Here is a 19,599-nt window from a genome sequence, read left to right as displayed (position 1 = left end):
CCGGGGTGTGCGGCGGAGAAGGGGCGGCTGGCCAGACCGCGCAGGTGGTTGTGATCGCCTCGCGGTAGGCGGTGGTTTCGTGGTGGCGTAACTTCTATCTGTATTTGTATCTCTAAAAAAGGGAATACCCTATTGCATTGGTGCAAGAGAGTATTGAATGTGGAGAAAATGGTACCGGACTCGCAAGCGGGCATGCGGACAATCCTCGGTCATAGATAACACCAAGGAGATGTCATGATGCGCTTTGCCCCAGCCGGCCTCGTGCTTGCACTCGCTACTGTCGGGTTTGATGCCCATGCGGATACCGAACTCGTCATTGCCACCGTGAACAACGGCCACATGATCGAGATGCAGAAGCTCACCCCCTTTTTTGAGAAGGCCAACCCAGGCATCAAGCTCAAGTGGGTGACGCTGGAAGAGGGTACCTTGCGTCAGCGTGTGACGACCGATATCGCCACCAAAGGTGGGCAGTTCGATGTGATGACCATCGGTTTGTATGAAGCGCCGATCTGGTCGAAGAAAGGCTGGCTCCAGCCCATTGCCACCGATGCCGCCTATGACGTGGACGATCTGCTGCCTGCCATTCGCAGCGGGCTGAGCCACCAGGGCAAGCTCTATGCGGCGCCCTTCTACGCAGAAAGCTCCATGCTCATGTACCGCAAGGATCTCGCTGACAAGGCGGGCGTCAAGTTCAGCGATCCGCCGACATGGACAGAGGTCAAGGATTTTGCGACCAAGGTTAACGACCCCAAGGCCGGTGTATACGGCATCTGCCTTCGTGGCAAACCTGGTTGGGGCGACAACATGGCGCTTCTGACAACCATGGTCAATACCTACGGTGGCCAGTGGTTCGACATGGCCTGGAAACCGCAGATTGAAACCCAGCCGTGGAAGGATGCAATCGGCTTTTACGTCGATCTGATGAAAAAGAATGGCCCCCCGGGCGCATCGGCCAACAGCTTCAACGAAAACCTGGCGCTCTTCAACGAAGGAAAGTGCGCTCAGTGGGTGGATGCGACCATTGCTGCCTCTTTCATCTCGGATCCCAAGCAATCAAAGGTGGCCGACAAGGTGGCGTATGCACAGGCGCCGGTGGCTGTCACCCCCAAGGGTGCCAATTGGCTGTGGTCGTGGAATCTGGCCATTCCCGCCAGCTCATCCAAGGGCGAGGCAGCGCAGAAGTTCATCCGGTGGGCCACCTCCAAGGATTACATCAGCCTGGTTGCCAGGGAGCACGGCTGGAGGGCAGTACCTACGGGTACGCGCAAATCGACGTACGCGAACCCGGAGTTCCAGAAGGTCGCCGGATTTGCTGCAGCTGAGAAGCGCTCCATCGATGCGGCCAACCCCAATGCTGGAGAGAACACATTGCCTCCATCGCCCTATGCGGGCGTGCAGTACGCAGCCATTCCGGAGTTTCAGGCCATTGGCGTTGCAGTGGGCCAGCAGATGAGCGCGGCACTCGCAGGCAAGGTGTCGGTCGAGCAGGCGCTCAAGACGTCGCAGACGATGGCCGAGCGTGAAATGAAAAAGGGCGGCTACTACAAGTAAGCGCATTCGTGCTTCTTGCTTGTGCACTCCCTGTGGAGTACGCACCAGCCCTATCCATGCAGCAGTGACTGCGGGGATAAAGGCAAGGCGTTTGAGAAGAGGCTGGAGCCTGTAGGTTCATACATGCGCCAAGCCATTTCTCACGCTCATGTTCACTGTTGTTAGCCGGAATGCCTTATGCAACGTCTGCTTCCCCGCGCCCTGATGGCGCCTGCTGTGATTGCGCTCCTTCTCTGGATGATCGTGCCACTGTTGATGACGCTGTACTTCTCGTTCGTCAACTACAACCTGATGCAACCGGGTGAGCGCAGTTTTTCAGGTATTGAAAATTTCCAGTACTTCGTCACTGATCCTGATTTCTGGCCGGCTGTGTGGAACACGCTGCTGCTCATTGGCAGCGTGATCGGCATCACCGTGGTGTTGGGTGTGCTGCTGGCGCTCCTCGTCAACGAGCCTTTTCCAGGGCGTGGACTTGTGCGGGTGTTGCTGATCTCGCCTTTTTTCGTCATGCCCGCCGTCAATGCGCTGCTGTGGAAGCACATGATGATGAATCCGATCTATGGGATTCTGGCCGATCTGTGGCGCAGCTTCGGCGCCGAACCGGTTGACTGGTTGACCGACTGGCCATTGCTGTCGATCATCATCATGGTTTCCTGGCAGTGGCTGCCCTTCGCATGCTTGATCTTCATCACTTCGCTTCAGTCACTGGATCGCGACCAGATGGAAGCTGCGCGCATGGATGGCGCGAATGGACCGCAGCGCTTCTTCTACCTCATGCTTCCGCATCTGGGGCGGCCGATGGCGGTGGTCATCATGATCGAGATGATCTTTCTGCTCTCGGTCTTTGCCGAGATCGCCATCACGACCGGCGGCGGCCCGGGCAATGCCAGCACAAATATCACCTACATGATCTTCAAGCAGTCGCTGCTCAATTTTGACGTGGGTGTGGCCTCTGCCGGTGCGCTTTTTGCAGTGGTGCTGGCCAACATCGTCGCGGCCTTCTTGATTCGCATCATCGGAAAAAACCTGGATTGAGGAGCCCTGCATGTCATCCCACCCTTTTGCGCTCCGCACTCTTGTTCCTACCTTGGCCCGAACGGCGGCTGCATGGGCCGTTTCGCTGCTGCTGTTCTTTCCGCTTGGCTGGCTGTTTCTCACGGCGTTCAAGACAGAGTTGCAGGCCATTGCCGTGCCGCCGCTCTTCGTCTTTGAGCCATCGCTGGAAAATTTTGCCGAAGTACAGCGCCGCAGCGATTACCTGCTGTATGCGCGCAACTCGCTCATCACCAGTGTGGCCTCTACCCTCATTGGTCTGGCGATTGCATTGCCTGCGGCCTATTCGATGGCGTTCTTCCGTACCAGAAAGACGCGCGACATCCTGATGTGGATGCTCTCCACCAAGATGATGCCCGCGGTTGGCGCGTTGGTGCCTGTCTACGTGATGGCGCAGACCGCAGGCATGCTCGATAGCCTGCCTGCATTGATCGTGGTATTTACGCTTTCCAATCTACCCATCATGGTGTGGATGCTCTACACCAGCCTCAAGGACATCCCGCACGAAATTCTGGAAGCTGCGCGCATGGATGGTGCCACGCTGTGGATGGAGTTCCGCTATGTGGTGATGCCCCTCATGGTGGGTGGCATGGCCTCCTGTGGTCTGCTGTGCCTGGTGCTGAGCTGGAACGAGGCCTTTTGGGCGCTGAACCTCACATCAGCCAAGGCAGGCACGCTGGCCACGCTGATCGCGTCGTACTCCAGCCCGGAGGGTCTGTTCTGGGCCAAGCTGTCGGCGGCTTCGCTGATGGCCATTGCACCAATCGTGGTTTTTGGTTGGTTTTCGCAGAAACAACTGGTTCAGGGCCTCACCTTTGGTGCGGTCAAGTAACCAAAAGATGGAGACAACATCATGGCTTTCCTCCAACTCAAGAACATCCAGAAGCGGTTTGGCGATGCACACATCATCAAAGGCGTGGATCTGTCGATTGAACAAGGCGAATTCATCGTCTTCGTCGGCCCGTCGGGCTGCGGAAAATCGACCCTGCTGCGCCTGATCGCCGGCCTGGAGCCGGTCAGCAGCGGGCAGATGCTGCTGGACGGACGCGACATCACCCATGCGCCCTCGGGAAAGCGGGATCTGGCGATGGTATTTCAGAGCTACGCGCTCTACCCACACATGAGCGTGTACGACAACATGTCCTTTGCGCTCAAGCTTGCCAAGGTGCCGGCGCCGGAGATCCGGCAGAAGGTCGAAGCCGCCGCTGACAAGCTCAATCTCTCCAAATACCTGCAGCGTACGCCCAAGGAACTTTCGGGGGGCCAGCGCCAGCGCGTGGCCATCGGGCGCGCGATCGTGCGTGCGCCCAAGGTCTTCTTGTTTGACGAGCCGCTCTCCAATCTGGACGCCGCGTTGCGCGGCAATACACGGGTAGAGATCAAGAAGTTGCACGAATCATTGGGCGCCACGACGATCTACGTGACGCACGACCAGGTGGAAGCCATGACCCTGGCTGACAAGGTGGTGGTGTTCAAGGATGGGCTGATTGAGCAGGTGGGATCGCCACTTGCGCTGTACGACCGACCGGCCAACCAGTTCGTCGCCCAGTTCATTGGTATGCCATCGATGAACATGCTGCCAGCCAACGCGTTGCCTACGGTGTCGCAACTGAGTGACGGGCGATTGCCGGCAGATGGGTTTGTCGGCGTGCGGCCCGAGAGTGTTCGCATCCACCCAGGCGCAGCCAGCGGTATGCCGGGGCGCGTGGAACTGGTGGAAGCGCTGGGGGCAGATACGCTGATCCACGTGAATATCGATGGCATCACCATGGTGGCGCGACAGAACGATCGCACAACGCTGCATGCGGGCGACGGCGTGGGGGTGGAGGTGGATCCGTCGATGCTGCACCTGTTCAACCGTGACGGCCGCAGCCTTGCCGCTGCGTGATTTTGTAGTCAGAATTTCTGGGAGGTCTGTGTGACATCTTCTCCTGCACCCGCCGGGCTGGTGGTGCTTCATCTGGGATTGGGTTCCTTTCATCGCGCGCATCAAGCGGCATACTTGCAGGCATTGCGCGGTGCGGGCGAGGTGCAATGGTCGCTGGCTGGCACCAATCTGCGGCCCGACATGGCGGATGTATTGAATGCGCTGCGTGCGCAAAATGGCGCTTACACGCTGGAAACCGTGTCTCCCGCAGGCGAGTACCGCTACGAGCGCATCGAAGCCATCCAGGAGATCATCCCCTATGTACCGGGCCAGGCTGCCATGCTGGCCCGAGGGGCCGATCCGGCTACACGCATCATCTCGTTCACCGTCACCGAAGCAGGCTACTACCTGAACCACGAGCATCGGCTGGATCTGAGCTACCCCGATCTGTTGGTGGATCTCGAATGCGCACGGCGCGGTCAATTGCGCGCAGAAGGCACGACCATCTATGGCGCAATCACTGCCATTTTGCGCGCGCGCATGGCAGCCAAGGCAGGGCCGGTGACGCTGCTCAATTGCGACAATCTGCGCCACAATGGCGAGCGCTTTCGTGCCGGGCTGCTGGATTTCATTGAATACGCTGGAGATGCGCCGCTGCTGGCGTGGGCCCAGGCGCACACGGCCAGCCCCAACACCATGGTGGACCGCATCACGCCACGTCCGCCTGCCGACTTGCGTGGTCGCGTGCGTCACGCCACTGGCTGGGATGATGCTGCGCCGGTCACCGCCGAGAGCTTCATTCAGTGGGTGATCGAGGATGATTTCATTGCTGGTCGCCCGGCTTGGGAGCGCGTGGGTGTAGAACTGGTGCAATCCGTGCAGCCATATGAAGAAGCCAAGATCCGCATTCTCAACGCCAGCCATAGCTGTATCGCGTGGGCCGCTACGCTCTGCGGGCTGCAATACATCCACGAAGGCGTGCGTACACCGGCCATTCGCCAGATGGCTTACGACTATGTCACCAACGATGCCATCCCCTGTCTGAGCCAACCCGGTCACGCCAGTCCCGTCGACTTACCCGCCTACCGCGATGTAGTGCTGGAGCGTTTTTCCAACCCCGCCATCCGTGACACCAATCAGCGTGTGGCGGCCGATGGGTTTGCCAAGATTCCGGGCTTCATCGCGCCCACCGTACGCGAGCGGCTGGCGGCACATGCTGAGATTGACAGTGTGGCCATGCTGCCCGCCCTGTTTCTTGCCGTTCTACAGCGCTGGCATGCAGGGCAGTTGAGCTATACCTACCAGGACCAGAGCATGAATCCAGCCGTAGCGCATGCTATCTGCGCCGCTGCCGATCCCGTGGAGGCTTTGTGCGCCGACAAGATTTTGTGGGGCGATATTGCAGGCGAAGCGCGTCTGACCGATGCGGTGCGCCGCGCAGCCAGCCGGGTTGCCCAGTTGCAGGCCGCGGCATGATACAGGCATGGACTGACCTGGCCGGGGGCCTTGTATGACAGCTTCGATGCGCATCATGTTCGTCGGCGAATCGCTGATCGACTTTACCGCTGCCAGCGGGCTGGTTTTCCAGGGGCACGAAGGTGGCGCGCTCACCAATAGTGCCGTGGCCTGCGCGCGGCTGGGGCAACCGACAGGCTTTGTCACCCAGCTCTCGTCGGATCTGTTTGGTGAGCGTCTGCTGGATTACCTGCAAGGCAATGGCATCGACACCCGTTTTGTGCTGCGCAGCGATGCACCCAGCACGCTCGCCTTTGTGGAGCGAACGCCCTCAAGCAACCGCTATGCCTTTTACATGCAGGGCACGGCAGACACACTCTGGTCGCCAGCGGAGCTACCCCTTCTGCCAGCCAGTTGCCGCTGGCTGCATTTTGGATCGATCGCGCTGCTTCAGGAGCCGGCTGCCACCCGTATTACTGAATTCGTACAAGCACAACGTGGCCAGCGCATGGTGTTGTTCGATCCGAATGCACGGCCCAGCCTGATCGCCGATCCTCTCAGCTGGCGCAAGCGCTGCGAACAATGGTTTGCTGCCGCGGATGTGGTCAAGATGAGTGATGAGGATGCGGCACTGCTGGCGCCGGGGCGGGGGCTCGCCGATGTGGCAGCCGATTGCTTACGCCTTGGGCCACGTGCCATAGTCATCACGCGCGGCGGGGAAGGGGCAACACTGTACCGCCCGGGGGCAGCGCCATTGGAAGTCGCATCGCCCCCTATCAAAGTGGCTGATACCATTGGTGCAGGCGATACCTTTGCAGCAGGCCTGTCGGTGGCTTTGCTGGAGCGTGGGGTTGAAGATACTGCAGCCTTGGCGGCATTGCCCTCCGAGTGCTGGCGGGATGTTCTGAAGTTTGCCACTGCGGCAGCCGCCATCAACTGCACGCGTGAAGGCGCCAATCCGCCGCATCGCGTGGAAGTGGATGCATTGCTGGCGCGCGGGAGCAATGCGTGAATGTCACTGGCGTTGCTTTTCTGCAGGCTTGTTTGCAGCGTCCGAGCCGCATGGATGCACGCAGTCTCTCATCCCGGAATGCGCAAAGGCCTTGGGGTACATGCTGCAGACACTGTTTGGCAGATATAACAGGGGGGAGAAAGTTTCATGGCACAACATCATCCTGGCCCGCAAAGCGGCAGGCACATCTGCGCACTGTGGCCCCAGAAGTTGATGGCGGCCAGGTGATTTAACGGCTTTGATGTCGCCATGAGCACATTTCCACATCCTGTCCAGGTGCGCCCTCGCCAGCGCCAACCGGAATTGGAGCGCGAATTTCTGCGCTCCCCCGCGCTGGGCTATGAAACGCCCGAAGAGGCCGGCCTGGTGCGTTGCCTGGCGCACGGTTTTCCCACGCCATTGGCACGCTGGCATTTCCATGACGAGTACGAACTGCACCTCATCACGGCAACATCGGGCAAAGCCTTTATCGGAGACTGGATCGGGCCGTTTGAGCCGGGCCATCTGGTGTTGTGCGGGCCACGACTGCCACATAACTGGATATCGCTGGACACGGGTGGAAAAACGGTGGAGGAGCGCGATCTGGTCATCCAGTTTCTCCACGAGCCTCTGCAAAGCGCAGGTGAGCGCATTCCCGAGCTGCATGATGTGATGCAACTGCTTGGGCGCGCACGTTATGGCGTGGAGTTCTTTGGCGTGTCCGAGCGTGCCCGCGCGCACTGGGACCTGATCAAGGCATCGCGTGGCATTCGGCGCTTTGGCCACTTCTGCGAGCTCATGGCCGATCTGACGCAATGCACGGATTATCGGCTGTTGTCCACCGTGCAAATGCAAGGTGACGGCGGCGCAGAGCAGGACCAGATCAGCCGGATCGTCGATCGCATCACCACCCATGTGGGCAGCTCGATCAGCATGGGCGATCTGGCAGCGGAGTTGGGTATGACGGAATCGCGCTTTTCTCGATTCTTTCGCCGCTCCACCGGCAACAGCTTTACCGATTTTGTCAATCGCGTGCGCATCAACAATGCATGCCACTTGCTGATGCAGACGGACCACTATGTGACGGACATTTGCTACCAGGTGGGCTTCAACAATGTCGCCAACTTCAATCGCCGCTTTCTGGAAATCAAGGGCATGACGCCAACCGAATTCCGGCGGCAGGCAGACCACCGGTTTGGAGGCCAGCGTTGATGCAACAGCGCCAGGGCCGCGAATGGCCGGCACGCCGTTGCATGCACAGATTGTGCAATGCCATTTCTCCTTATATGAAAGATTGAACCCATGTATCTTGGGCTGGATCTGGGCACATCTGCGCTGAAGGCCTTGCTGCTGACGGATGAGGGCGACATCGTTGGCATCGCAGATGCGCCGCTTTCGGTCGACCATCCACAGCCGCTGTGGTCGGAACAACACCCCAGCCAATGGGCACAGGCCCTGGAGGGGGTGATGGCCGCGTTGGGCGCGCTTCACGCGGATGCCTTGGCCCAGGTCAGAGGCATTGGTCTATCAGGGCAGATGCATGGTGCTGTAGCGCTCGATGCTGCGGGCGCTGTGCTGCGTCCCGCCATACTGTGGAACGATGGCCGCAGCGCGCAGCAGTGCACCAAACTCAGCCAGCGTGTGCCTCACCTGACCCGCATTGCAGGCAATTTGGCCATGCCGGGCTTTACGGCGCCCAAGCTGCTGTGGATGCGTGAGATGGAGCCCGCATTGTTCGCCCGCATCGCTCGCGTGCTATTGCCCAAGGATTGGTTGCGGTTGCTGCTCAGCGGCGATGCGGTGAGCGACATGTCGGATGCCTCCGGCACCCTGTGGCTGGATGTTGGGCGGCGCGATTGGTCGGATGAGCTGTTGGCTGCCACCGGCCTTACAAGGGCTCACATGCCGAAGCTGGTAGAAGGCAGCGACGCATCAGCCTGGCTTCGGCCGGAACTGGCCAGGCGCTGGGGTATCGGCACAGCCCACAAGGGCGGTGTGGTGATTGCGGGGGGCGGTGGCGACAATGCTGCCAGCGCGGTTGGCATGGGTGTGGTCAATCCGGGGCAGGGGTTTGTCTCCCTTGGTACGTCGGGGGTGATCTTCATCGCAGGCCAGCACTTTGCCCCGAACCCCGGGCAGGCCGTGCATGCTTTCTGCCACGCCGTGCCGGGCCGCTGGCATCAGATGTCGGTCATGCTCTCGGCGGCGAGCGCCGTGCGGTGGGCCGTTGGTACGTTGGGTTTCCAGGACGAAGCTGCGCTGCTCGCTGCTGCCGCATCGTTGGACAACAGCGCCCGTGTACATGCTCCGCTGTTTCTTCCCTACCTCTGCGGAGAGCGTTCTCCCCACAACGATCCCCACGCTCAAGGCGTTCTGTTTGGCCTGACCCAGGCACATGGCCGGGCAGACCTGGCGTATGCCGTTGTGGAGGGCGTGAGCATGGGGTTGCGCGATGGCCTGGATACGCTGGAGTCGCCTGCCGGTGCACTGGCACTGGTGGGTGGGGGGGCGCGCAGCACCTGGTGGGCGCAATTGCTGGCGGACATCCTTGAAGTTCCACTCACCTTGCACGAGGGGGGCGAAGCCGGCGGGGCGCTGGGGGCGGCCCGTCTGGCGCACCTGGCCGATGGTGGCATGGCGAGTGCCGTGTGTACAACCCCTGTGGTGCGGCAGCGCTTTGAACCCGATTTCACAAAGGCTGAGAGCCACCAGAGGCGGCATATGCGGTTCAAGGCCTTGTATGCCGGGTTGCGTGCACACTTCACGCCAGAAGCGGGCGGCGTTGGTGGCTTGAAAAGCCAATAGTTGTCTGCATCGATGGCCGAGTTTCAATAGCTCTGGCCACAGCCGATGTGCGCTGCAGATGTGCATGCGGCGCTCTGAGCCCGTCTTGATATTGTGCGTATTTGGAACAAAGTCGCGCGCTATTGGCGTTTGACCGCAGGCAAGGCGGCTTCTAGCATCATGCGCAGTGAAGGATAGGATGGTCGATGGCGAGAAAATTGCCATCTACGCCTATCCTGCATGGTTTTAATGCTATTAAATTTATACTTGTAATGACTGCGTTTGTTCACCCCGATGAAGTTCGCGCGCGCTTTTCCCGCGCCATGTCCGATATGTACCGCGAAGAAGTGCCGCAATACGGCTCCTTGATCGACCTGGTGGCCGACGTGAACGGGCAGGTGCTGCAGGCGCAGCCACAGTTGGCGGCAGCCATGCAGCAGGCCGATGAATTGGCGCGGCTGGATGTGGAGCGCCACGGCGCCATCCGTGTCGGCACGCAGCAGGAGCTGTCCACGCTGCGCCGCCTGTTCGCCGTGATGGGCATGGAAGCCGTGGGCTACTACGATCTGTCGGTAGCCGGTGTGCCTGTGCATTCCACCGCCTTCCGGCCGGTCGCCACACAGTCGCTCAACCGCAATCCGTTTCGGGTGTTCACCTCGCTGCTGCGCCTGGACCTGATCGCCGATGCTGCCTTGCGCGACGAGGCTGCCGCCATTCTGGCCAAACGCAATATCTTCACGGCACGGGCGCTGACGTTGATTGCGCAGCATGAAGCCGCTGGTGGCCTGACGGACGCCGAAGCCACCGAGTTTGTGAACGAGGCGCTGGAGACCTTCCGCTGGCACAGCGAGGCCACTGTCGATGCGGCCACCTACGACAAGCTGCACAAGGCGCACCGCCTGATTGCCGATGTGGTCTGCTTCAAAGGCCCGCACATCAACCACCTGACGCCGCGTACGCTGGACATCGATGCCGCACAGGCGGGCATGCCGCAGCATGGCATGGATGCCAAGGATGTGGTCGAAGGTCCGCCGCGCCGCCATTGCCCGATTTTGCTGCGCCAGACCAGCTTCAAGGCGCTGCAGGAAAAGGTGAACTTTCCCGGCGACAGCAGTGGCCAGGGTACCCACACCGCGCGCTTTGGCGAGATTGAACAGCGCGGCGTGGCACTCACCCGCAAGGGCCGCGCGCTGTATGACGAGCTGCTGGCCAATGTGCGCAGCATGGGCAATGCCGGCAGCGCCAGCACCAACTACCAGGATCGCCTGCAGACGGCGTTTACGGCCTTCCCCGACGCGCACGAAGCAATGCGCCAGCAGGGCCTGGCCTTTTACCGCTATGTGCTGCAAAACACCGATGCGGACCTGGCCTCTGATGCCGTTGATACCGATATCGAAGCGCTGATCGCAAGCGGCGTCGTCCGCGCCGAGCCCATCGTGTACGAAGATTTTCTGCCCGTCAGTGCGGCAGGCATCTTCCAGTCCAACCTGGGTGGCGAAGAGCAGAAACACTACGCAGCCAACCAGGCCCAACAGGCTTTCGAAGCCGACCTGGGGGCCAAGGTGCACGACGAGATTGCGTTGTACCAATCGATGCAGGATGAGTCGCTGCGTGCTGTCCGCGCAGCGCTGTCTGCCAATGCTGTAGAAAGCGTGGCCTGAGTCATGAGTGCAATCGAGGCAAGCCATACAGTGGACAACACGGCGCTGCTGGCCGAGCTGCACGCCATCGTGGGCGCCAGCGGTGTGCTGCAGGGTGCCGATATGGCCGCCTACGAAGAAGGCGCGCGCTACGGCCAGGGCCACGCGCGCCTGGTGGTGCGGCCAGCGAATGTTGAGCAGGTGCAGGCGGTGGTGCGCCTCTGCGCGGCGCAGCGGATTCCGCTTTTGCCGCAAGGGGCCAACACCGGCATGGTGGGGGCCAGCACGCCCGACATGAGCGGCACGCAGATCGTGCTGAACCTGTCGCGCCTGCGCGCCACCTGCGAGGTGGATGCAGCCAACCGCAGCGTGGTGGTGGATGCTGGCGTTACCTTGCAGGAGTTGAATGACAAGCTGGAGCCGCATGGCCTGTGGTTTCCCATCGACCTGGGCGCCAATCCATCGATTGGCGGCATGATTGCCACCAACACCGGTGGCACGCGCCTGATCCGCTACGGCGATGTGCGCTCCAACCTGATGGCGGTGCAGGCTGTGCTGATGCACCCGCCGGGTGAAGTGGTGGAGCTGGGTCGCGCGCTGCGCAAGAACAATACCGGCGTGGACTGGAAGCAACTGCTGGTGGGTGGTTCGGGCGCTGGCGCCATCGTCACGCAGGCCACGATACAGGTGCATGCGCGCCCCACGCAGCGGGCCACGGCGCTGGTGGTGCCTGCATCGGATGAGGCCGTGATGGAGCTGCTGCAGGCCATGGAGCGTGATCTGGGCGACTGGCTGGCCGCGTTCGAAGGCATCTCCGGCAACGCCATGCAGGCTGCCATTGACCATGTGCCCAATCTGCGCAACCCGTTTGCACCCGAAGGCGCACCTGATTTCGCCATTCTGATCGAGCTGGAGGCCAATGCGGCCACCAAGTACAGCAATCTGGATCTGCAGGAAGCACTGAACGGCTTTCTGGAAGACCAGTTCGAATCGACCATCGTCAACGCGGCGCTGGGCAACGCGCAAGAGCTCTGGCACCTGCGCCACAGCATCAGCGAAGGCGCGCGTGCGCTGGGCAAGCCGATTGCGTTCGACGTTTCCGTACCGCGCTCGCGCATCATGGAATTCTGCCGCCAGGGCCGCGCACTGGTGGCGCGCGACTACCCGTTTCTGACGGTGGTGGATTTCGGACACATTGCCGATGGCGGCGTGCATTTCAATGTCATCTGGCGCAAGGATGCAGCCGAGCCCTACGACGCAGCCGTGGTGCAGCGCCTGCGCGATGCGATCTACACGATGGTGGTGCAGGATTTTGGTGGCAGCTACAGCGCCGAGCATGGCGTGGGCCCGCACAACATCGCTTACTACCGGCAATTCACACCTGCGCTGCTGCAGCAATGGGCCGATGGTTGGCGCGAGCGGCTCGATCCGCAGCGCCTGTGCGGCACGGTGGATCTGGGTGTGGCCAAGTAAAGAAATAGGAAATAGGGCGCGTGCAGTCTGGCAGATGCTTTCAAAAGCATCGCTGACAGCGCGCACCTTGCTTCAGTCTGCAATATGAGAATTGCCCAAAGCCAATAGAGACAGACGTCGAGCAGGCGCTTTTAGATGTAACCGGGGCACGATCCTGGTGTGCCGCATGCCTGTCCGGACCAGATTTGCTATTCAAGAACAACAAGGAGACACGCAACCATGTCATTTTTCCGCTTCACCCCGGCATTCGCCAATCCGCAGGGCTCGCCGATCCGCGAACTGTTTCCCTATCTCAGCCGCCCCGGCATGATCTCGCTGGCTGGTGGTTATCCATCGCCCAGCCTGTTTGACCAGGAAGGGCTCGCAACGGCGGCGGCACAGGCCATGACCACGGGGGCCACCGCGCTGCAGTATGGTGCTACCGAAGGCTCACCCGCACTGCGTGAACAACTGGCAGCGCAGTGCCAGGCGCGCGGCATTCGCTGTGCAGCCAGCGACGTACTGGTGACCACCGGCTCCCAGCAGGGCTTTGATCTGCTGCTGCGGGTGCTGGTGCAGCCCGGCGACGTGGTGTGCGTGGAGACGCCAGCCTATCCGGCCACCATTGCGGCGTTGCGCCAGGCCGGTGCCCGTATCCTGAGCACACCGGTGGATGGGCATGGCCTGAACCTGGATGCACTGCAGGTGCTGCTGGAAGAGCTGCCTGAAGATGAGCGCCCGCGTCTCCTCTATACCGTGCCCAATTTCTCCAACCCCTGCGGCACCTTGCTGACGCAGGAGCGGCGAACCAGGCTGGTGCAACTGGCACTGCAATACGGCTTTGTTGTGGTGGAAGACGATCCCTACGGCGAACTGGCCTTTACCGACCAGCGCCCCGCGCCGGTTTATGCAGCGGCGCAGCAGCTGCTGCAAGAGCAGAGAGGCGAGGCGGAAGGCGAGAACCCGGTTGTATACCTGTCGAGCCTCTCCAAAACCGTAGCACCCGGCTTGCGCGTGGGCTGGATGGTGGCAGACCCCGCCGTGCTGCGCCGCTCCATTGTGGCCAAGCAGACCAACGACTTGTGCACTTCGCCGCTGGCGCAGGCGGTGGCGGCGAGCTACCTGCAGTCGGGCCGCTACGCCCAGGCGGTGGCTGCGGCGTGTGCCGAGTACCGGCGCCGCATGCAGGCGCTGACCGATGGAATGAAGGCCCGACTGGGTGATCTTGTGCAGTTTGTGCAGCCTGCAGGCGGCATGTTTGTCTGGCTCACATTCGACAAAGGCATCGATCCGCAAAAGCTGTTTGATGCAGCGGTTGCTGCCAATGTGATCTTTGTGCCCGGCAAGGCCTTTTATGCCGACAATGCCGATCTGCACTCCATGCGCCTGTCCTTCGCTGCACCGGATGTGGCGCAGATCGAGCAGGCCGTGGAGCGCCTGGCACAGGCATTCGAGAAGGCGCGATAAGGGCTGGTTCTAGGCTTCAGCTTTTTTGCATACCCAGGCCCGCGGTTTTCATGGAGCCGTGGGCCTTTTCACGCCAGCGATTGCTCGGAGGCGGGTACCGCCCGCCTTGTGTGCCACCCGTCAGTTGCCCTGCATTCTTTGGCGCGTGTCCTCGTCCACCGCCTGGCGTAGCGCTGCAAAGAGCGGCGTGGCATCGGTGTATTGGCGACCATAGGAGAGGTTGAAGCCGTAATCGAAATCCGCAGGGTTCTGTCCCTGGTTGTGCTGCAGGATGGTCTCCAGCTTGTCCAGCGCCTTGACCGCCCGGGCCTCGGGGCTGGCGGCATCTTCGTACTCCTGCCACAGGGCCAGCAAGGCATCCTGCTGCGCGGACTCCAGCGTTTGGCTCAGTTGCAGCAGATCGCTTTTTTCCTGCGCGCTCTTGTCGGGATGTGCGCCTTTGTCGATGGCGGGAATATCGCCGTGAATGGCCTCGCCCAGGTCGTGAATGATGCACATCTTGAGCAGTTTGCACATGTCGAGCGGGCCCAGTTCCTGCTCGAATGTCATGGCCATCAGGCACAGCCGCCAGCTGTGTTCGGCGGTGCTTTCCGGTCTGCCGGTGGAAGTATGCGCGCTTCTGAGCACGCTCTTGAGACGCTCGGCTTCGCGCAGGAATTGCAGCTGGCCCAGGAGGTTCTTGCTTGTCATGGATTCTTTGGGATGAACTTGTTTCAAGGCCAAGCCTATCGGATCTGCCTCTACCCATGTGGCGTGGGGATTTCGTGTGTTTTGCCAACTGCTGCAAATCACAACGCGCGGGCGTATGAACACATGCGCGACAGCACTTGCGCAGAGCCGCCTCTAGCATGGCATGCGTTTAGCCCGACAGATCACAGACAAGGAGAGCCGCATGGCCGCAGGGAACTGGACACGCCGATGGGTAATGGCTGCTGCATGCGCGGCCGCCTTTGCAGCGCAGGCCGCATACCCGGACAAGCCGATCAAGATCATCGTGCCCGGAGTGGCGGGTGGCAGCCCCGATGTGCTCACGCGCCTGATCGGCAACGAGCTGTCCAAAAAACTGGGCCAGCCTGTGGTGATCGACAACAAGGGCGGCGCGGGCGGCAATATCGGCATCCAGGCCCTGGTCAGCGCTGCGCCCGACGGCTACACGCTGGCCTATGGCAACAATGCCACGCTGACGACCAACGAGTTTCTTTTCAGCCGCTTGCCCTACAACCCGCAGACTCTGGTGCTGGTGGGCGGTATTGCCACCACCAGCAGCTTCTTGCTGGTCAACAACAACGTGCCTGCCAAAACGGTGGCCGAGCTTGTGGCCTACGGCAAGAAGGCAGACAAGCCCTTGCAGTATGGATCGGGGGGCATCGGCACCACCAGCCATCTGGGAGCGGAACTGTTCAAGACGAAGATGGGCCTGCAATCGGCTGAACACATCCCTTACAAGGGCTCGCCGCAGGCCATGGGCGACTTGATGGCAGGTAGCCTGCAGTTCTATTTTGAGAACATTGTGACCGCTGCCCCGCAGGTACAGGCTGGCAAGGTGCGCGCGTTGGCGGTGACCAGCAAGGAGCGCTCACCCCAGTTCCCCGATCTGCCGACGATGCAGGAAGCCGGGGTGCCCGGCTTCGTGATGAATGCCTGGGGCGGGTTGGTGGCACCGCCGGGCACACCACGCGATGTGGTGATGGCGCTGAACACCGCGCTGAACGACGTGCTCAAAACCCCCGAGATCATTGCGCAGCTCGATCGGATGGCTTTCAAGCCTCTGGGCGGGCCGCCGGAAGCCTTCAAGACCTTGGCCGATTCGGAGCGCGTGCAATGGGGCGCCGTGGTCAAGACCAGTGGCGCCAAGGTGGATTGATAATTTTTGATTGAAAATGGCCTTCAGCGCTTTTCCAGATTGCGCTGACAGCTTCTGTTTTTATAGTATTTCATCGTATTGAACCTCGGGGCTGCACCATGGCAGAACAGCATTTTGAGATATTGATTCGCGGTGGCGAAGTGATTGACGGCAGCAAGCGCCCGCGCTTCAAGGCCGATGTGGGCATTCGCGCGGGCCAGATTGTGGCCATCGGCGATCTGCAGGCTGCCACGGCTGACCAGGTCATCGATGCGGCAGGCAAGATCGTCGCGCCCGGTTTCATCGATTCGCATACGCACGATGACCAGGCGTTGCTGCTGCAGCCTCAGATGGAGTTCAAGGTGTCGCAAGGCGTGACGGCGGTGGTGACAGGCAACTGCGGTATCAGCGTGGCGCCACTCCTGCCGGAATCGCCTATGCCTGCGCCGCTCAATCTGCTGAGCGACGCGAAGACCCGGTTTTCCACCTTCAAGGAGTACCTGGCCGCACTCACGGCAGCGCCGCCTGCCGTCAATGTGATCCCCATGGTGGGCCACACCAATCTGCGCGTGCTGGCGATGAGCGATCTGAACCGCGCAGCCAGCCAGGACGAGATTGCGCACATGCAGGCGCTGCTGCGCGAGGCGCTGGCGGCGGGCGCCGTAGGACTCTCCACCGGTACTTACTATCCGCCGGCTGCCGCCGCGACTACCGAAGAAGTGAGCGAGGTAGCCAAGCCCCTGGCTGAATTCGATGCGCTGTACGTAACCCATATGCGCGACGAAGGTGTGCACTGCCAGCAGTCCATCGACGAAACCCTGCAGATTGGCCGAGGTGCGCAGGCGGCCGTGGTCATCTCGCACCACAAGCTGGCGGGCCAGGCCAACTGGGGCAATTCGACCAAGACCCTGCCGCAGATCGAATCGGCCATGCAATGCCAGTGCGTATCGCTCGACTGCTACCCCTACCATGCCAGCTCCACCATGCTGCACCTGCAGGAAGAGCGCCTGCCTGGCAAGATACTGATCGCCACCAGCGAGCCGCACCCGGAGCTGCAAGGCAAGGAGCTGGGCGAGATCGCCAAGGATTGGGGGGTCTCCCGCGCCGAGGCATCGGCCCGCCTGCAACCAGCCAGCGCCATCTACTTCAGCATGGACGAGCGCGATGTGCAGCGCATCCTCCGTTTCGAGCCCACCATGATCGGCTCGGACGGCATTCCTTCCAACGAGCGCCCGCACCCGCGCCTGTGGGGCACATTCCCGCGCGTGCTGGGCCACTACAGCCGCGATGTAGGCCTGTTTCCGCTGGAGACCGCCGTGTGGAAGATGACGGGCCTGACTGCCCAGGTCTTTGGTGTTGAGCGCCGTGGAGTGCTGGCCGAAGGCAACTTTGCCGATGTGACCGTGTTCGATCCGCACACGGTGCGTGACACCGCCACCTTTGACGACCCGATGCAGGCCGCTGCAGGTATTGACTGTGTGATCGTGAACGGCGCTGTCGCCTACGAAGCGGGTACCTACCTGGGAACGCGTACAGGCGCGGTGCTCAAGCGCACGGCACCAGCCAAGAAGAGCCCTGGGATGGCTGCGTAAGCATGGAATTTTGAAGAAATTGGCTCCCGACATGCGTCGGATAAGCGTTAGATGCTAATTAATTGATAGCAGTCTTGTCCGCATGCAGGCATGAAAAAACCCGGCCACCAAAAGATGCCGGGTTTTCTGTATCAGGCCTTGGCGCAGAACGCCGAGGCCCGATGGTGTGCTATGACAGCGGTGGCAATTACATGCCCATGCCGCCCATGCCACCCATGCCGCCCATGTCGGGCATGGCAGGAGCGGATTCAGCCTTGGGGGCTTCTGCGATCATGCACTCGGTGGTCAACAGCAGCGATGCCACGGAAGCAGCGTTCTGCAGTGCGGTACGGGTCACCTTGGTTGGGTCCAGGATACCCATTTCCAGCATGTCGCCGTAGGTGTCATTGGCAGCGTTGAAGCCGAAGTTGCCATTGCCCTTGAGCACGGCATCCACCACCACCGATGGCTCGCCACCGGCATTGGACACGATTTCACGCAGAGGCGCTTCGATGGCCTTGAGCACCAGCTTGATGCCGGCGTCTTGCTCGGCATTGCCGGTAGCCAGGCTGCCCACGGCTTGCTTGGCGCGCAGCAGGGCCACGCCACCGCCGGCCACAATGCCTTCTTCCACGGCAGCACGGGTTGCGTGCAGCGCGTCTTCCACGCGGGCCTTCTTTTCCTTCATTTCGACTTCGGTTGCAGCGCCAACCTTGATCACGGCAACACCGCCGGCCAGCTTGGCCACGCGCTCTTGCAGCTTTTCACGGTCGTAGTCGCTGGTCGCTTCTTCGATCTGGGCACGGATTTGCTTGACGCGGGCTTCGATTTCAGCAGCTTGGCCAGCACCGTCGATGATGGTGGTGTTTTCCTTGCCGATTTCGACGCGCTGGGCTTGGCCCAGGTCTTCCAGGGTCACCTTTTCCAGGGACAGGCCGACTTCTTCAGCGATGACCTTGCCACCGGTCAGGATGGCGATGTCTTCCAGCATGGCCTTGCGGCGGTCGCCGAAGCCAGGAGCCTTCACAGCCACAACCTTCAGGATGCCGCGGATGGTGTTGACCACCAGGGTTGCCAGGGCTTCGCCTTCGACGTCTTCTGCAATGATCAGCAGAGGACGGCCAGCCTTGGCCACGGCTTCCAGCGTAGGCAGCAGGTCACGGATGTTGCTGATCTTCTTGTCGAACAGCAGCACGAAGGGGTTGTCCAGGACAGCGGCTTGCTTTTCTGGGTTGTTGATGAAGTAGGGCGACAGGTAGCCGCGGTCGAACTGCATGCCTTCAACGACGTCGAGTTCGTTGTCCAGCGACTTGCCTTCTTCGACGGTGATCACGCCTTCCTTGCCGACCTTGTCCATCGCGTCAGCAATGATCTTGCCCACGGATTCGTCGGAGTTGGCGGAGATCGAACCGACCTGGGCGATTTCCTTGGAGGTGGTGGTAGCCTTGGATTGCTTCTTGAGCTCTTCCACCAGGGCGGCGACAGCCTTGTCGATGCCGCGCTTGAGGTCCATTGGGTTCAGGCCAGCGGCCACATACTTGGAGCCTTCGCGCACGATGGCCTGAGCCAGCACGGTAGCGGTGGTGGTGCCGTCACCGGCGATGTCGTTGGTCTTGGAGGCCACTTCCTTCACGAGCTGGGCGCCCATGTTCTGCAGCTTGTCCTTGAGTTCCACTTCCTTGGCCACGGACACACCGTCCTTGGTCACGGTAGGGGCGCCGAACGAGCGCTCCAGCACCACGTTGCGGCCCTTGGGGCCCAGGGTTACCTTGACGGCGTTTGCCAGAATGTTCACGCCTTCAACCATGCGTGCACGTGCTTCACCGCCGAATACTACGTCTTTTGCTGCCATTTTTGGCTCCTACAAAGATTGGGTTCAAATATGCTTCCAGGGTCTATGTATCAACCGCTGGTAGCTATGAAAA

15 protein-coding genes are annotated in these 19,599 nt (G+C 61.0%); 13 read left to right on the top strand and 2 right to left on the bottom strand.

Annotated features, from left to right (window positions below; all coding sequences use genetic code 11):
- Window positions 1–234: 234 nt before the first annotated feature.
- The 11 genes from LAD35_RS17780 to LAD35_RS17730 all read left to right on the top strand — a co-directional run bounded on the left by LAD35_RS17780 (window position 235) and on the right by LAD35_RS17730 (window position 14,260).
- Window positions 235–1,551 (top strand): ABC transporter substrate-binding protein, encoded by a 1,317-nt coding sequence (locus tag LAD35_RS17780; protein WP_224150281.1) that lies wholly within the window; start codon window positions 235–237, stop codon window positions 1,549–1,551.
- Between the two features lie 177 nt (window positions 1,552–1,728).
- Window positions 1,729–2,586 (top strand): carbohydrate ABC transporter permease, encoded by an 858-nt coding sequence (locus LAD35_RS17775; RefSeq protein ID WP_224150280.1) that lies wholly within the window; start codon window positions 1,729–1,731, stop codon window positions 2,584–2,586.
- Window positions 2,587–2,596: 10 nt separating this feature from the next.
- Complete coding sequence (locus LAD35_RS17770) at window positions 2,597–3,436, top strand: carbohydrate ABC transporter permease (protein ID WP_224150279.1); 840 nt, start codon at window positions 2,597–2,599, stop codon at window positions 3,434–3,436.
- Between the two features lie 21 nt (window positions 3,437–3,457).
- Window positions 3,458–4,492 (top strand): ABC transporter ATP-binding protein, encoded by a 1,035-nt coding sequence (locus LAD35_RS17765; protein ID WP_224150278.1) that lies wholly within the window; start codon window positions 3,458–3,460, stop codon window positions 4,490–4,492.
- A 63-nt stretch (window positions 4,493–4,555) separates the two neighbouring features.
- Complete coding sequence (gene dalD, locus LAD35_RS17760; RefSeq protein ID WP_224152782.1) at window positions 4,556–5,947, top strand: D-arabinitol 4-dehydrogenase; 1,392 nt, start codon at window positions 4,556–4,558, stop codon at window positions 5,945–5,947.
- A 46-nt stretch (window positions 5,948–5,993) separates the two neighbouring features.
- Entirely contained in the window at window positions 5,994–6,938 is a 945-nt protein-coding gene (locus tag LAD35_RS17755) for a carbohydrate kinase family protein (protein ID WP_224152780.1), read from the top strand.
- A 249-nt stretch (window positions 6,939–7,187) separates the two neighbouring features.
- The gene (locus LAD35_RS17750; protein ID WP_224150277.1) at window positions 7,188–8,129 is read left to right on the top strand and encodes an AraC family transcriptional regulator; all 942 of its coding nucleotides are present in this window, start codon (window positions 7,188–7,190) and stop codon (window positions 8,127–8,129) included.
- A gap of 90 nt (window positions 8,130–8,219) precedes the next feature.
- Complete coding sequence (xylB, locus tag LAD35_RS17745; RefSeq protein WP_224150276.1) at window positions 8,220–9,722, top strand: xylulokinase; 1,503 nt, start codon at window positions 8,220–8,222, stop codon at window positions 9,720–9,722.
- A 251-nt stretch (window positions 9,723–9,973) separates the two neighbouring features.
- Window positions 9,974–11,362 (top strand): 2-oxoadipate dioxygenase/decarboxylase HglS, encoded by a 1,389-nt coding sequence (hglS, locus tag LAD35_RS17740; protein ID WP_224150275.1) that lies wholly within the window; start codon window positions 9,974–9,976, stop codon window positions 11,360–11,362.
- Window positions 11,363–11,365: 3 nt separating this feature from the next.
- Window positions 11,366–12,814, top strand: coding sequence for an FAD-binding oxidoreductase (locus LAD35_RS17735; protein ID WP_224150274.1), 1,449 nt, complete (start codon window positions 11,366–11,368; stop codon window positions 12,812–12,814).
- A gap of 219 nt (window positions 12,815–13,033) precedes the next feature.
- A complete protein-coding gene (locus LAD35_RS17730) occupies window positions 13,034–14,260 on the top strand; it encodes an aminotransferase-like domain-containing protein (protein ID WP_224150273.1) in 1,227 nt (408 codons plus the stop codon).
- Between the two features lie 120 nt (window positions 14,261–14,380).
- Here the strand turns inward: LAD35_RS17730 and LAD35_RS17725 are convergent, their stop codons facing one another.
- Window positions 14,381–14,950, bottom strand: a complete 570-nt coding sequence (locus tag LAD35_RS17725) for an HD domain-containing protein (RefSeq protein WP_224150272.1) — start codon at window positions 14,948–14,950, stop codon at window positions 14,381–14,383.
- Between the two features lie 202 nt (window positions 14,951–15,152).
- Between LAD35_RS17725 and LAD35_RS17720 the strand changes: the two genes are divergently transcribed.
- Together LAD35_RS17720 and LAD35_RS17715 are read left to right on the top strand one after the other, a co-directional pair.
- The gene (locus tag LAD35_RS17720; RefSeq protein ID WP_224150271.1) at window positions 15,153–16,124 is read left to right on the top strand and encodes a Bug family tripartite tricarboxylate transporter substrate binding protein; all 972 of its coding nucleotides are present in this window, start codon (window positions 15,153–15,155) and stop codon (window positions 16,122–16,124) included.
- Between the two features lie 98 nt (window positions 16,125–16,222).
- Window positions 16,223–17,695 (top strand): N-acyl-D-amino-acid deacylase family protein, encoded by a 1,473-nt coding sequence (locus LAD35_RS17715; protein ID WP_224150270.1) that lies wholly within the window; start codon window positions 16,223–16,225, stop codon window positions 17,693–17,695.
- Between the two features lie 187 nt (window positions 17,696–17,882).
- Here LAD35_RS17715 and groL read toward each other — a convergent pair whose 3' ends face one another.
- Window positions 17,883–19,526, bottom strand: a complete 1,644-nt coding sequence (gene groL / locus LAD35_RS17710; protein WP_224150269.1) for a chaperonin GroEL — start codon at window positions 19,524–19,526, stop codon at window positions 17,883–17,885.
- Window positions 19,527–19,599 lie beyond the last annotated feature (73 nt).

The sequence above is a fragment of the Comamonas odontotermitis genome (assembly GCF_020080045.1).
Classification (GTDB): Bacteria; Pseudomonadota; Gammaproteobacteria; order Burkholderiales; family Burkholderiaceae_C; genus Comamonas; species Comamonas odontotermitis.
The sequence above is the reverse complement of the archived record's forward strand: the minus strand, read 5'-3'. Positions and strand labels throughout refer to the sequence as shown.

Bases quoted from the DNA above. Each gene is read 5' to 3' on its own strand.
- LAD35_RS17725 (WP_224150272.1), bottom strand. From the start codon at position 14,950: ATGACAAGCAAGAACCTCCTGGGCCAGCTGCAATTCCTGCGCGAAGCC.
- LAD35_RS17775 (WP_224150280.1), top strand. From the start codon at position 1,729: ATGCAACGTCTGCTTCCCCGCGCCCTGATGGCGCCTGCTGTGATTGCG.
- xylB (WP_224150276.1), top strand. From the start codon at position 8,220: ATGTATCTTGGGCTGGATCTGGGCACATCTGCGCTGAAGGCCTTGCTG.
- LAD35_RS17770 (WP_224150279.1), top strand. From the start codon at position 2,597: ATGTCATCCCACCCTTTTGCGCTCCGCACTCTTGTTCCTACCTTGGCC.
- LAD35_RS17735 (WP_224150274.1), top strand. From the start codon at position 11,366: ATGAGTGCAATCGAGGCAAGCCATACAGTGGACAACACGGCGCTGCTG.
- LAD35_RS17750 (WP_224150277.1), top strand. From the start codon at position 7,188: ATGAGCACATTTCCACATCCTGTCCAGGTGCGCCCTCGCCAGCGCCAA.
- LAD35_RS17730 (WP_224150273.1), top strand. From the start codon at position 13,034: ATGTCATTTTTCCGCTTCACCCCGGCATTCGCCAATCCGCAGGGCTCG.
- LAD35_RS17780 (WP_224150281.1), top strand. From the start codon at position 235: ATGATGCGCTTTGCCCCAGCCGGCCTCGTGCTTGCACTCGCTACTGTC.
- LAD35_RS17765 (WP_224150278.1), top strand. From the start codon at position 3,458: ATGGCTTTCCTCCAACTCAAGAACATCCAGAAGCGGTTTGGCGATGCA.
- groL (WP_224150269.1), bottom strand. From the start codon at position 19,526: ATGGCAGCAAAAGACGTAGTATTCGGCGGTGAAGCACGTGCACGCATG.
- LAD35_RS17720 (WP_224150271.1), top strand. From the start codon at position 15,153: ATGGCCGCAGGGAACTGGACACGCCGATGGGTAATGGCTGCTGCATGC.
- hglS (WP_224150275.1), top strand. From the start codon at position 9,974: ATGACTGCGTTTGTTCACCCCGATGAAGTTCGCGCGCGCTTTTCCCGC.
- LAD35_RS17755 (WP_224152780.1), top strand. From the start codon at position 5,994: ATGCGCATCATGTTCGTCGGCGAATCGCTGATCGACTTTACCGCTGCC.
- LAD35_RS17715 (WP_224150270.1), top strand. From the start codon at position 16,223: ATGGCAGAACAGCATTTTGAGATATTGATTCGCGGTGGCGAAGTGATT.